This window comes from Croceibacterium ferulae, from assembly GCF_003660445.1.
Taxonomy (GTDB): Bacteria; Pseudomonadota; Alphaproteobacteria; order Sphingomonadales; family Sphingomonadaceae; genus Croceibacterium; species Croceibacterium ferulae.
The window spans coordinates 36,408-48,813 of record NZ_QZVQ01000001.1; the positions used below are offsets into that span (position 1 = coordinate 36,408).

Below are 12,406 nucleotides of genomic sequence, written 5' to 3' on the forward strand. Positions count from 1 at the left end.
CCGCATCCGGGAAGCGCGGAAGCTGCCGATCTTCCCGTCAGTCCTCTATCAGTTCCCTGATACGGGTTGCCAGCACGTCCATCGCGAACGGCTTCGTCAGGACATGCATGCCCGGATCCAGATGGCCGTGGCTCAGCACCGCATTCTCGGCATAGCCGGTGATGAACAATACCTTCAGATCGGGGCGCACGGAGCGCGCCGCATCCGCCACCTGCCTGCCATTCAGGCCGCCCGGCAAGCCGACATCCGTCACCAGCAGGTCGATCCGCAGATCGGAGTTGATCACCTTCAGGCCCGCGGCTCCATCCACCGCCTCGATTGCCGTGTAGCCAAGATCCGTCAGCACCTCGGCGACCAGCATCCGGACAGTCGGCTCGTCATCGACGACCAGTACCGTCTCGCCCGCATCCGCTCGTGGCGCCTTGTCTACCCCCGCCTCGGTTTCTCCGGCATCTGCCTCGCCCAGGTGCCGCGGCAGGTAGACACACACCATCGTGCCCTGGCCAACCTCTGAATAGATCGCCACCGAACCGCCGGACTGTTTGGCAAAGCCGTAGATCATGGACAGGCCGAGGCCCGTGCCCTCGCCGATCGGCTTGGTCGTGAAGAAAGGGTCGAACGCCTTGGCGATCACATCCGGAGCCATGCCCGTCCCGGTGTCGGACACGCATAGCGAGATGTACTGCCCAGGCTCCATCCCGCGCTGTTCCGCCATCCGCCGGTCGATCCAGCGATTGGCCGTCTCGATCGTGATGGTGCCCCCGTCCGGCATCGCATCGCGGGCATTGATGCACAGGTTCAGGACCGCGTTCTCCAACTGGCTGGGGTCGATCAGGCTGGGCCACAGGCCGGCCGTGCTCACCGTTTCGAGTTCGATCGCAGGGCCGACGGTGCGGCGGATAAGCTCCTCCATTCCGGAGACGAGCTGGTTCACATTGGTCGGCTTGGGGGCCAGCGTCTGCCTGCGGGAGAAGGCGAGCAGCCGGTGCGTCAGCGCGGCGGCGCGCTTTGCAGCTCCCTGGGCCGCATTCACGTATCGCTCGACATCGGCCGTGCGCCCCTGGGCAACGCGGATCTGCATCATCTCCAGGCTGCCGGATATGCCGGTCAGCAGATTGTTGAAGTCGTGCGCCAGGCCGCCGGTCAGCTGGCCGACGGCTTCCATCTTCTGCGCCTGACGCAGCGCATCCTGCGCCGCCATGAGTTCCGCGGTACGCTCAGCCACACGGCTCTCCAGCGTCTCGTTCAGCTCTCTCAGGCTGTTTTCGGCCCGTTTGCGCTCCGTCAGGTCCAGCATGGCGCCGATCATCCGGACCGCCTGCTCCTTCTCGTCGCGGAAGACATGCCCGCGGTCGAAGACATCGGCATAGGTGCCATCGCCCCGGCGGAAGCGGTATTCGGCGGCCCAATGATCGCCGGTACCGTCGATCACACCGTGGATGGCGGTCTCCACCCTGGTGCGGTCGTCAGGGTGGATGTTCTCGATCCACCAGCCTCCGGTCGGCTCCACCTGCTCCTCGGTATAGCCGAACAGCACCTTAATCGCCTCGTTCCACTCGACGCGATTCGTAACAAGGTCCCAGTCCCAGATCGCGTCGTTCGTCGCCTTGGCGGCCAGCCGGTAACGCTGTTCGGTCTCCCGTAGCGTCGCCTCCGCGGCGCGGCGAACCGTCTCGTCGCGGGCGATCTTGATGAAGCCCGTGATCGTGCCATCCGCGTCATGCAACGGGCGAACCGATCCGTTGGCGAAGAAGCGCGATCCGTCCCGGCGCACATGCCAGCGTTCATCATTGGCGCACCCACTATCCCGGGCAACCGCAAGCTCGCTCGCTGGAATGCCCGCCGCGCGGTCCTCGGCAGTGAACAGGATGTCAGCAGACCGCCCGGCTATCTCGTCTGCCGACCACCCGAACACGGCTCCCGCGCCTGGCGTCCAGTCGACAACCTTGTTCTGTGCATCGACCGTGAAGATGGAATGGTCCTTCACCCCTTCCACAATCCGCCGGTTGCGTTCCTCGCTTTCGCGCAGCTCCGCCTGCGCCCGCCGACCCTCGGTCGCATCATGCCCTTCGACGAAGATCCCTGTCACCGTGCCGCTGTCATCGGTGATGGGTTCGTAGATGAAGTCCAGGAAGCGCTCGACCGGCGCGGCTCCCGAACCTTGCAGGCGAATGGGAATATGATCGGCAACGAAGCGTTCGCCTGTCTGGAACACGCGATCGAGCAGTTCGTAGAAGCCCTGATCGGCCAGCTCCGGGAAGGCTTCCCGCACGGTCTTTCCCACGAAGTCCCGATTGCCGAACAGGCGGCGATAGGTCGCATTCGCGAACTCGAACACATGATCCGGCCCACGCAGGATCGTTATGAAGCCGGGCGCCTGCTCGAACAGCCTCCGCTGCCGCTCAATGTCGGCTGCGCGGCGCCGCTCGGCAAGGACCTGTTCGGTGATCTCGGTGCAGGCGCAGAACAGGCCGTCGATCCTTGCTCCGTCGCCCCTGATCGGGGTGTAGGAGAATGCAAAATGCGTCTCTTCCAGATATCCCCGCCGCTGCATCATCAGGGTGATGTCGTCCATGTGGACGGGCAGCCCCCGATAGGCCTGCTCGACAATCGGGATCAGGTCCGCTTCGATCTCCGACCAGACCTGCAGGAACGGCTGGCCCAGAGCCTCCGGATGCTTGTTGGCGAGAATGGCGGCGTAGGCATCATTGTAGAACAGGGTTTGGTCCCTGCCCCAGGCCAGGAACATCGGCTGGTTGGAACCAAGTACGACGCTGATTAACGTCTTCAGCGCAGTGGGCCAGCCGGCTGGTGGCCCCAGCACCGTCCTGGTCCAATCGTAGCTGCGCATGGCCGCCCCCATCTGGCCGCCGTCCACGAGAAAGCTGAGCATTGTTGACCTGTGCACCTTTGCGCGTTGCCCATCTGGTTCTGTTCCCCGGCAGTCTCAGGCAAACCGATGGCCTGCCGGCATGCGCTACTGGCGTGATCTTCTTACCGATGGCCTGGCATAAGCGCATGCTGCGCCCTGCGGTTCCGGACTACGGAGCAGGCAAGCGCGCAGGCGATCCCGGATGGCGGCGATCCGGCGGCATTGCTTCGCTCTTCGCATGTCTTCAGGTCGTGCATCAGGGAGTGGGACCCTGCCGATCGCCGGCACCGCCGTCCTTTTGGTCAACTTGCTCCCGGTCGCTGTCCTCATCATCGCCGCGGGTCGTCGAGTTCGGCGCTTCCGGGCCGCCGCTGCCGGTCTGCCCGCTGCCATGATACCCGATGTTGGTCTGGCCGCCGTGCCCCATGAAACCGCCTTGAGTCGGCTCACGACCGGTATGCGGGTTTGGGTATGCGCCCCCATCGCTCTCCCCGCCCGATGTGCGACCCTGCACATCTACATCGGGGTTATTGCTCGGCGATGCCGAGACGCCATCCGGCTTCCCCTTGTCGGACCCGCCTCCGCTGGCCTGGGTAGGAAACTTCTGATCGTCCGCCATGGTCTTCGTACCTTCTGTTTCAGCAACTCAAGCCAGCACGGAGTGAAGAGTTCCGGTCCTACCGCTCATCCACGGCAAGCAGCACGACCGACCCGGCCTCGACGCCCGCGGCTGCCACGATCAGCTCGCGGCAACGATGCCGGCGATCGACCGTTAAGGTCTCGCCGGAGCCGAAAGGGTGGAATCCGGCCCGCAGTTCGGCAACAGAGGAATATGCCCGCATGAAGCGTCCATGGCACCGCCACCCCCGGCACGCGACTGATGTGTCCAGCCCCTGGAAGATGACCCGTGCGGACTGGTTTCAGGTAGCCAAGCGTGCCTGGGCGCAGATCAACGCCAACAATGTCAGCCTGATTGCTGCGGGTGTGGCGTTTTATTGCTTCACGGCAATCGTGCCGACGCTCGCATCGATCGTGTTGTCCTACGGATTGCTCGCAGATGGGGAGACGGTCTCGCGCCACATCAATGAGTTGTTCGGCATCCTGCCCCACGATGCGGCCCGGCTGATCTCCGACCAGCTGGTCGGCGTCGTGGAGACGTCCAGCCAACAGCAGGGCCTGGGCCTGGTGATTGCGCTCGGCATCGCCTTGTACGGCGTAAGCAGGGCGACTGCGTCCATGATCGTCGCGCTGAACGTCGCCTATGACGAGAAGGAGGAACGCGGCTTCATCTGGCTGACCGTTCTCTCTTTCCTGCTCGTGCTTGGCGGGCTGGCACTGGTGCTGACCGCGTTTGCCACGACCGCCATACTCGCTTTCCTCGGAAGCCTGATCCCGGAGGCACCAGGCATCGTGCTCGCCGCCATCCGGATCATCTCCTACCTGCTGCTTGCCGCTCTGGTGGTGACGGCGGCCGCTTGCCTCTACCGCTATGCACCCAGCCGACCGAAGGCGAAATGGAAGTGGCTGTCGCCGGGCGCGGTGATCGCAACGGTGGTGTGGCTGATCGCGACCGCCGGGTTCGGCTACTACGCGTCCAATTTCGGCAATTACAACGCGACCTATGGATCCTTGGGAGCAGTGGTGGTGCTGCTCACATGGTTGTGGCTGTCGGCCTATGTGTTCCTGATCGGTGCGGAGCTGAATGGCGAGCTGGAACGGCAGACCAGCGCTCGTGTGCTGGAGGACCCGAACGCGACCGCGGCGACCGACGCCGGCATTCAGGAGGGGAAGCGGGAAGGCTTCGCCAATGTCGAGGCAGGTGCGGCGCAGCCGGAGGCATAGCCCGCACCACTCAGCGGCGGATCAGGCTTGTCCGGGCAGTGCGATCACAGCGGCCCGGCTTGGCTCTCCATGGATGACGGGTTCGGCCAACGCATGGGCAGACCCTCCGGCCTGACATCGGATCGGCTGCGCCGCCCCGGTGAAGGGAATAGCGGCGATGAGCTGCTCCCCCTGGCCCCTCAATTCGAACACGAATGCGGAACAGTCGGCGGTGGCTGACAGACCGTCGGCGATCATCGCGCGTATGGAGGCAACGACATGATCCCGCGCGACGGCGTCGCTGGCAAACTCCTCCCCGTCCGGATCATTGGCTCCGTCGGAAGCACCGCACAGGCGGATGTAATACAGCGGCATGGCTTTGTTCCCGTGAGGTCGCCTAGCTGCCGGCGAGCGGTACGCGCAGTTCGAAAGTCTTCCTTCCCGCTGGCGGCGGGATGAAGAGGCCGCCGATCGAAGCCATCAGACGTTTCACAAGGTCGATGCCGAGCCCGCCGCTACCGCCGCCCGCCTCAGGAAACGGCAGCCCGTCATCATCGACGGTGATGACGACGTCGCGGCTGCCATGCCGATCGACCGAGACATGGACATACCCCTCCACGCCGTCTTCGAAGGCGTGCTTGATGGCGTTGGTGGCCAGTTCGTTCACCACCAGCGCGAGCGTCGTGATCTGGGTCGCGTGCAGGCCCTCCACTTCCTGGAACGCTTGCAGCGAGATCACGATAGAGCGTGGCTCCGCCTGCGCGTGCAGAGCCTCGCACACCTGGCGCAGGGCCGTCTCCAGATTGGGAGCACGCTCCCGCTGCATGGCGCGCCGTGCGCGTGCCAGAATGGCGACGCGCTCCGCCGCCTCGTTCAGCGCCTGACGCACCTCGTTATTGGCGGCGCGCCGGCCCTGCAGCGCCAGCAGGCTGACGACGAGCTGCAGATCATTGCCGCACCGGTGGTTGGTCTCACGCAGCAGCAGCTCGTTAAGCTCCTGCTGGCGCGCACCCTGCGGGAGCGCTGCCAAGCTGTTCACGACAGCGCCCTCGCCACCATGCCGCGTGGCGTGGCGGCGGGCTGCTCCATATGCAGGTAGTGCGGATCGGAGCCGCAACTCTGGCGTAGCCGCACCACATCCGGCAGGATCATCCTTCGATACTTGGTAGAGACCATGCCCTCCAATCGAAGCTCCTGCAGCACGCGGTTGACGTGAACAGCGGTGAGCCCCAGGACGTCGGCAATCTGCTCCTGCGTCATCGGCAGGGTAAACCTGCTCTCGCCGTCAGTCTCGGCATCCAGGCGCATGCTCAGCTCGCACAGGAGGTGCGCCAGTCGCGACTTGGCCGACCTGCGGCCAAGCGACTGGGTCCATTTGGTGAGGATCACGTTCTCGAGCAGAGCCAGCCAGATAAAGGTTCGTGCAATGCCGGGATGCTGCACGGCAAGCGCCAGGATCCAGTCGCGCGGTACCGCCACGACGGTCGCTTCGGTGAGCGTCCGCACGCCATAATCGAGCCGGCTGAACAACAGCGAGTCCAGATTGCCCACGTCGCCCGGCAGCAGCAAGGCCGACAGCTGACGACCACCGTCCTTGGCCGTCACGTAGCGGCAGGCCCAGCCTTCGACGATGATGAACAGGTCATCCGCATGCGCCCCTTCCTGCAACAGGTCGGTGTTGGCTGCGACCGTCCTTGCGGGTGCGGCCGCATCTTCCAGCGCCTGCCGCTCCTCACGCGAAAGGAATGCAGATGCTGCCAGACGGCTGCCGGCCAGTCGCGGCGGACGACAGGCTGCAACGTCGCCCGCCGGCGATGTCGCGGAGAGCTGAGCGCCGATCATGGCGCGTTGCTCGGGAAAGGCATGGGCGAACTGCTTCTGATGGAAAAAGAAGCAGCCTCCGCATGATACGTTCGCACGATGCCAACACGAGTGCAGAGAAAGAGATCATCATCGTTGAACATGCAGCACCTTTTGAAATATGTTCACAAACGATACATATCAAAATTACGTCGGAGCGGAAGCTGCGCGCTGGCAACTGTGGCGTGCTCAACAATCAGGAAGATATCGCTCAGAGATAGATGTTTGTGTAGTTTCGGTTCGTACCGAATCCCACAAGAGCGGAACCCATGCGGTTCCTGCAGATGACTGTGCGTGAAAGATGATCTGGCGCAGTGTTGCGCAGTCTGTGCAGTTTCGGCTCGCAAATTCGGTGCGACGACCCATATAGCAATCATCGCTCGCCGACATTCAGGGCGCGAGCGGCTGGAAGATGCGTCGCGCTTCCGCCCCGAGATCAAGGGGCGATCATGTCCCAGCCAGACCAGTTCCACACCACAAACACTTTGCTCCTCGCGCTTGCTGCGGAGGATCTTGCTCTGATCGTGCCGCATCTGAGCCGGGTGAAGCTTGTGCGCAAGCAGGTGCTCGTCATCCCGAACGAGCCGGTCGAGCATGTCTACTTTCCAGAAGGAGGGATCGCTTCGATCGTCTCCGACATGGCGCGAAGCGGACGGACGGAAACGGGCATCTTCGGACGGGAAGGTGTATCGGCCACATGCCTGCTGCTCGGCACGGACCGGACTCCTCATGAGAGCTTCATGCAGGTGGGCGACTCAACCGCCTTGCGCATCGATGCGGCCCGGTATCTCGACCTGGTTCAACACAATGCCTCCATCCGGACGGTGCTGCTCCGCTACGTTCAGACGGCCCTCATTCAGGCCGCCCAGAGCACCGCGACCAACGCCCAGTTCCGTGTAGAGGCGCGCCTCGCCCGCTGGCTCCTGATGTGCCACGACCGGATCGACGGCGACGAGATCGAGCTGACGCACGAGTTCATGAGCATGATGAACTCGGCCGATCGCAGCGGCGTGACGGTCACCCTCCACATCATGGAAGGCGCAGGCCTGATCCGGTCCTTGAGGGGCCGGGTGGTCATCCGCGACCGGGAGAAGCTGGAGGAACTGGCAGGCGACAGCTACGGGGTGCCAGAGGCAGAGTATCGCCGCCTCATCGGTCCGCTGGGACAGGCGCATGTCGTGCTGCCGTTGCGTGCGCACGGGAACGGGCCGGACTGATCCGACCCGCGAGGCAGTCTGGTCTGGACAGCTGTGGCCGCTTGCGAACTGTGGCGTAGTCCACAAAGAGTTGGCTGGCCGCTGTGCCGCGCCTGACTATAAGGCGCCAGATCGTTCGCCGGGGGTCAGGGCGCGAACGACTGGAAGATGTGTCGTGCTTTCGCCTGAGTTCAGAAGAGCGAACATGGCGCAGCCAGATCAATGTTTGTCGGCCAACACCCTGCTCGGCGCACTCCTGCCGGACGATCTTGCTACGCTGGCGCCGCATCTGACACGCGTGCCGCTCCTTCGTGAGCACATGCTCGTGGCTCCTGAGAAACCGATCGAACACGTCTATTTCCCTGAGGGCGGAGTTGTCTCGATCGTGTCCGTCATGCCGCGGAGCGGCCGCACCGAAGCGGGCATATTTGGTCGCGAAGGCGTGTCGGCCACCTGCCTGCTGCTCGGCACCGATCGCTCGCCGCACGAAACCTTTGTACAGGTTCCCGGTTCGACCGCATTGCGCATCGACACCGACCGGTACCTCGCCGCCATCGACCAGAGCGAGAGCCTTCGCATCACGCTGCTGCGCTATGTCCAGACCATGCTCGTCCAGGCTGCTCAGAGCACGGCCACCAATGCCAGCCATCGCGTGGAGTCCCGGCTCGCCCGCTGGCTTCTGATGTGTCACGACCGGATCGATGGCGACGAGATCGCGCTGACGCACGAATTCATGAGCATGATGATCTCCGCCGATCGCAGCGGCGTGACGGTCACCCTGCACATCCTCGAAGGCGGCGGGATGATCACGTCGAAGCGCGGGCGTGTCATTATTCGCGATCGCGAGAAGCTGGAAGACCTAGCAGGTGACAGCTACGGCGTACCCGAAGCCGAGTATCGCCGCCTCATCGGTCCGTTTGGTAAGGGTACGGCCATGTCCGCGGAGACTGGCAAATCGCAGGCACTCTAGCGCTGCCTTGCTTGGCGGCACGGCCAAGGCGCTTATGCCGGCAAGCAGCTATTCCTGCGTGAAAGGCAGCCGGCGGCCCCCTCATGATCGGGGAGCGAATGATGACCACCCCTTGCGGGAGGCTGTATGATCTCCTGTTGCGTGGCGTCGCACTGATCTTGAGAATGCTTGTGCCCGACCAAGGCAGTTCCTTGCTGCCTCCGTCCTGGCTCTAGCAACAGGGAGACCGTAGAAATGAGTCTGGTTCGCATCATCGGAAATGCTGGCGCACGCGGTCTTAACGCCAATGCGAATGGCGGGGTGGCCACCAATGGCGGGGCGGGCGAGACCGTTCGCGCTGACAACGTCGCTCCTGAAGACCGCAATGTCCGTGCGCGGGCGACCGGCGGTGCCGGCGGGCGCGGTGGCAACGGCAATGCGCGGGCCTCCGGCGCCGATGGCGGACAAGGTGGCGATGCCGCTGCCCGGGCAGAAGCGCAGTCCGGCACCTTGCGCGACCTGACCGCGCAGGCGGACGCGACCGGCGGGCGCGGTGGTGCCGGCGGCTCCCGCGGAGGCGATGGCGGGGCCGGCGGTGATGCGACGGAGGCAACCGCGATCGCCACCAGCGGGCGGGACGATGCCCTCTCGACCGTTACGGCGCAGGCGACCGGCACCGGTGGCGATGGTGGGATAGGCAACGGGGCGGACGCGACCGGCGGCGACGGCGGCACCGCCACCAACATCACCGCATCCGCGCAACTGGCGGGCGCCGGCGTGGAGGAGGCGGCCGCGCTGGCCGTCGCCATCGCCACCGGCGGCAATGGCGGCGCCGGGATCAACGGTGCCGACGGTGGGCGCGGTGGCGACGCGGCGCTGCTGAATGCTGTCACCGCGATCACCAATGGCGGCCAGTCCGTGCGCGACCAGCAGGCGATCGGCGGCAATGGCGGTGACAGCGACACTGGCCGTGCGGGCAGTGGCGGCGATGCACGCTCCACCCTATTCTTCGACGACCGGACCGCAGCCACGCAGAGCGCCCAGACCCTCGCCTTCGTCACCGCGACCGGCGGCAATGGCGGGACACAGGCGGTCGACGGGATCGGCGGTAACGGCGGCATCGCGCTGACCTCCGCCACCATGACCGGCGCATCACCTTACAGCATCAGCTATGCCAATGGTGGCCGAGGCGGTGACGGTGCGACCGGTGGTGGCCGGGGCGGCGCGGCCGGTGGCACGGCTTTCGCCGATGTCCGCACCGGATCGACCGACCTGCAGGCGCAGAAACTCGCAGCGGTGGAGGCCTATGCCGGCGCCGGCGGCGATGCCTTGGGCGAAGGCAATGGCGGCGTTGGTGGCGAAGCGCTGATGACGACGGCGCACATCGTTTCCGACAGCCTCTGGCTGGCGACGGCGGCGGCGATCAGTCGCACGGGCGATGGCGGGGCCGGATCGGGTGTTGGCTACAGCGGTGCCCACGGGCTCGACGCGGGGCAGGTCTTCGCCTCCGCCACCGGATCCGGCGGCTACAATGTGCAGGCCCTGGCGGAAGCGCATGCCGGCAATGGCGGCGACGGGCGGAACGGCGCCACCGCCGGCAATGGCGGCAATGCGCGGATCGCCGGTTCCGTCCAGGCCACCAATGATGGCGGCGGCGTGATGGTCAATAACGGGGCCGTCGCGGGCGATGGCGGCAACGCGTCCGGCGGCGGCAATGGCGGGCAAGGCGGCAATGCTGCCGCGCGGCTCGACTATGATCTTTCTGTCGTATCGCCCACCGCCACGCAGCTTTATGCCGACAGCCGCGCCTATGCCGGTGCGGGCGGCAGCGCAGTGGGTGCGGGCGCGCGCGCCGGTGACGGCGGCGATGCGGGGGTCGAGAGCGCGCTGCTGAGCGGCAATGTCGCCAGCATCACCGGCGATGCCCGCGGTGGAACGGGCGGCTCGGCCTTCGCTGGGGCGGTGGCAGGCCAAGGCGGAGCGGCCAGCATCGCCGCCACCAGCCGTGCCACCGATACCGCGCTGACCTGGCTCTATGTCGCGGGCGGCAATGGTGGCGACAGCGTGGATTCCGGCGTCGCCGGCACCGGCGGCGCGGCGAGCGCCCAAGGCTCATCCTTCGGCGGGGAGCAGTCGGAAACGCTGATCGACCTGTTCGCGGGCAATGGCGGCCTTGCCTTCGGCGCGGGCGCACGTGGCGGCGATGGCGGGGCGATCAGTTCCGTGAGCGCTGATGCCAACGGCATCGACCGCGCCGCGGCCAGTATCAACGCCTATGGCGGCATTGGCGGCGACGGGTTCGACGGCGCCGATGGCGGTCGGGGCGCGGCGGTGAACCTTGCCAATGTGGCGTCGGGCACGGCTATGGGCGACTTGGTGCTGACCCAGCGCGCCTATGCCGGCGCGGGCGGCAGCAGCACCGGCGGCATCGCGGCGGCGGGCGCCGATGCCTCTTCCCGCCTGACCTATGACGCCGCTGCCGCGTCCGTCGCCAGCAGCTTCGTCACGATCCAGCTGGAGGCGGTCGGCGGGGCTGGCGGGATGCAGCTGGATGCCGATGGCCCGATCGGTGGCGCGGTGGGCGGCAATGCCGTTTCGGTGCTGGATATCGCCGGCGACGCGCTGTCCCTGTCCGTTGCGGCTACGGCCGGCGCGGGCGTGGTGCGCAGCGGGATCGCGGATGCCGTGATCACGGTGGAAGGCGCCAGCGGCAGCGCCGCGGTTAGCGCCGGGGCCGGCCTGCTGGACAGCGCGGTCAACGTCACCGCCGGTGCGGCCCTGTCGCTGGACGGGCAGGCGGTGCTGGTCGCCCGCGCGCAGGCCGGCGGCGATGCGCTGGTGCTGGAGGGTGCGGCTGATGCCTTCGCCATCGTCAATGCCGGGATCGACGACGACGCGCTCGCCGCCATCCTGGCCGGCAACGATACGGTACGCGCCGCCTTCGGCAGCGATGTCGAGGCTGCCTCCACCACGCTGCTGGGCGGCGCCAAGGCGAGTGTGGGGGACGGCCTGCAGACCATCACCAACACGATGGCGGTGGAGATCGCGCTGGGTGAACTGGACGGTATTGGCGAAAGCATGATCGGCCTCACCAACGGGGAGGTGCTGGGTGCCGGGTTCGAGACGCTGCAAATCGACATCAGTGTCGATGGCATCAGCCTGTTCACCCGCAGCTTCGCCGACGAGGCGGAGGCCGATGCCTTCTTCGACGATGCGGCGATCAACCTGGGCGACCTGACCGGCTATCGCAACGGTTTCGACAATGTGACGCTCGACGTCACGCTGACGACCGTGTCCTCCGAAACCGGCGGCGGCTTCATGGCGGAACTGATCTTTGGCGACATCGGCGATCTCGGCGTGGACTTGCCGTCGGTCGAACCTTGGAATGCCGGCGCCTTCGCCTGACTTGAACGCGCGCGGCGGCCAGGTCGGCAGCGATATCGATCCTGCCGGCCTGGATGTCGCCGGCGGCATCACGCCACGTGTGCCGCCCCAGACCGGATGAGCGCGGAGCGCCAGAGCACATCGGGTTGCCGGCAAGGGGCGCGTGCCGACTGACCACTCCATGGCCGCAGGGACCTAGATGCCGACATCAGCTCCCTGCCCTCGCCTCCGCGTCGCTGACCTCACCATATCCGTGCTTCGAAGTAGCTCCTAAGCACCTGTGAACGAGCAAGCGCGCGAAAGCATCGGTTGGTCGGGCAGGCA

General features: G+C 65.9%; 10 protein-coding genes. 4 read left to right on the plus strand and 6 right to left on the minus strand.

Annotation, left to right across the window (positions count from 1 at the left end; genetic code table 11):
- Positions 1-37: 37 nt before the first annotated feature.
- From D5S08_RS00185 to D5S08_RS16640, 3 genes are all read right to left on the minus strand, one after another.
- The gene (locus D5S08_RS00185; protein WP_121114345.1) at positions 38-2,893 is read right to left on the minus strand and encodes a PAS domain-containing hybrid sensor histidine kinase/response regulator; all 2,856 of its coding nucleotides are present in this window, start codon (positions 2,891-2,893) and stop codon (positions 38-40) included.
- Positions 2,894-3,128: 235 nt separating this feature from the next.
- Complete coding sequence (locus D5S08_RS16885) at positions 3,129-3,491, minus strand: hypothetical protein (protein ID WP_175578848.1); 363 nt, start codon at positions 3,489-3,491, stop codon at positions 3,129-3,131.
- A gap of 58 nt (positions 3,492-3,549) precedes the next feature.
- Positions 3,550-3,714 carry a hypothetical protein gene (locus D5S08_RS16640; protein ID WP_155522958.1) on the minus strand — a complete coding sequence of 55 codons (165 nt, stop codon included), beginning with the start codon at positions 3,712-3,714 and terminating at the stop codon, positions 3,550-3,552.
- Between D5S08_RS16640 and D5S08_RS00195 the strand changes: the two genes are divergently transcribed.
- The gene (locus D5S08_RS00195) at positions 3,713-4,714 is read left to right on the plus strand and encodes a YihY/virulence factor BrkB family protein (RefSeq protein ID WP_121114347.1); all 1,002 of its coding nucleotides are present in this window, start codon (positions 3,713-3,715) and stop codon (positions 4,712-4,714) included. The genes D5S08_RS16640 and D5S08_RS00195 overlap by 2 nt on opposite strands.
- 21 nt (positions 4,715-4,735) lie before the next feature.
- Here D5S08_RS00195 and D5S08_RS00200 read toward each other — a convergent pair whose 3' ends face one another.
- Genes D5S08_RS00200 through D5S08_RS00210 form a run of 3 tightly spaced genes read right to left on the minus strand, consistent with a single transcriptional unit; the run spans position 4,736 to position 6,535 of the window.
- Positions 4,736-5,068, minus strand: a complete 333-nt coding sequence (locus D5S08_RS00200; RefSeq protein ID WP_121114349.1) for a DUF6894 family protein — start codon at positions 5,066-5,068, stop codon at positions 4,736-4,738.
- A gap of 22 nt (positions 5,069-5,090) precedes the next feature.
- The gene (locus D5S08_RS00205; RefSeq protein WP_121114351.1) at positions 5,091-5,732 is read right to left on the minus strand and encodes a sensor histidine kinase; all 642 of its coding nucleotides are present in this window, start codon (positions 5,730-5,732) and stop codon (positions 5,091-5,093) included.
- On the minus strand, positions 5,729-6,535 hold the full coding sequence (locus D5S08_RS00210) for a Crp/Fnr family transcriptional regulator (protein ID WP_121114353.1): 807 nt from the start codon (positions 6,533-6,535) through the stop codon (positions 5,729-5,731). The genes D5S08_RS00205 and D5S08_RS00210 overlap by 4 nt, the downstream gene beginning before the upstream one ends.
- A 467-nt stretch (positions 6,536-7,002) precedes the next feature.
- Between D5S08_RS00210 and D5S08_RS00215 the strand changes: the two genes are divergently transcribed.
- The 3 genes from D5S08_RS00215 to D5S08_RS00225 all read left to right on the plus strand — a co-directional run bounded on the left by D5S08_RS00215 (position 7,003) and on the right by D5S08_RS00225 (position 12,103).
- Positions 7,003-7,770, plus strand: coding sequence for a Crp/Fnr family transcriptional regulator (locus D5S08_RS00215; RefSeq protein ID WP_121114355.1), 768 nt, complete (start codon positions 7,003-7,005; stop codon positions 7,768-7,770).
- A gap of 184 nt (positions 7,771-7,954) precedes the next feature.
- A complete protein-coding gene (locus D5S08_RS00220; protein WP_121114357.1) occupies positions 7,955-8,719 on the plus strand; it encodes a Crp/Fnr family transcriptional regulator in 765 nt (254 codons plus the stop codon).
- 234 nt (positions 8,720-8,953) lie between these two features.
- A complete protein-coding gene (locus tag D5S08_RS00225; protein ID WP_121114359.1) occupies positions 8,954-12,103 on the plus strand; it encodes a beta strand repeat-containing protein in 3,150 nt (1,049 codons plus the stop codon).
- Positions 12,104-12,406: the final 303 nt, after the last annotated feature.

Bases quoted from the DNA above. Each gene is read 5' to 3' on its own strand.
- D5S08_RS00185 (WP_121114345.1), bottom strand. From the start codon at position 2,893: ATGCTCAGCTTTCTCGTGGACGGCGGCCAGATGGGGGCGGCCATGCGC.
- D5S08_RS16885 (WP_175578848.1), bottom strand. From the start codon at position 3,491: ATGGCGGACGATCAGAAGTTTCCTACCCAGGCCAGCGGAGGCGGGTCC.
- D5S08_RS00195 (WP_121114347.1), top strand. From the start codon at position 3,713: ATGAAGCGTCCATGGCACCGCCACCCCCGGCACGCGACTGATGTGTCC.
- D5S08_RS16640 (WP_155522958.1), bottom strand. From the start codon at position 3,714: ATGCGGGCATATTCCTCTGTTGCCGAACTGCGGGCCGGATTCCACCCT.
- D5S08_RS00200 (WP_121114349.1), bottom strand. From the start codon at position 5,068: ATGCCGCTGTATTACATCCGCCTGTGCGGTGCTTCCGACGGAGCCAAT.
- D5S08_RS00210 (WP_121114353.1), bottom strand. From the start codon at position 6,535: ATGATCGGCGCTCAGCTCTCCGCGACATCGCCGGCGGGCGACGTTGCA.
- D5S08_RS00215 (WP_121114355.1), top strand. From the start codon at position 7,003: ATGTCCCAGCCAGACCAGTTCCACACCACAAACACTTTGCTCCTCGCG.
- D5S08_RS00220 (WP_121114357.1), top strand. From the start codon at position 7,955: ATGGCGCAGCCAGATCAATGTTTGTCGGCCAACACCCTGCTCGGCGCA.
- D5S08_RS00225 (WP_121114359.1), top strand. From the start codon at position 8,954: ATGAGTCTGGTTCGCATCATCGGAAATGCTGGCGCACGCGGTCTTAAC.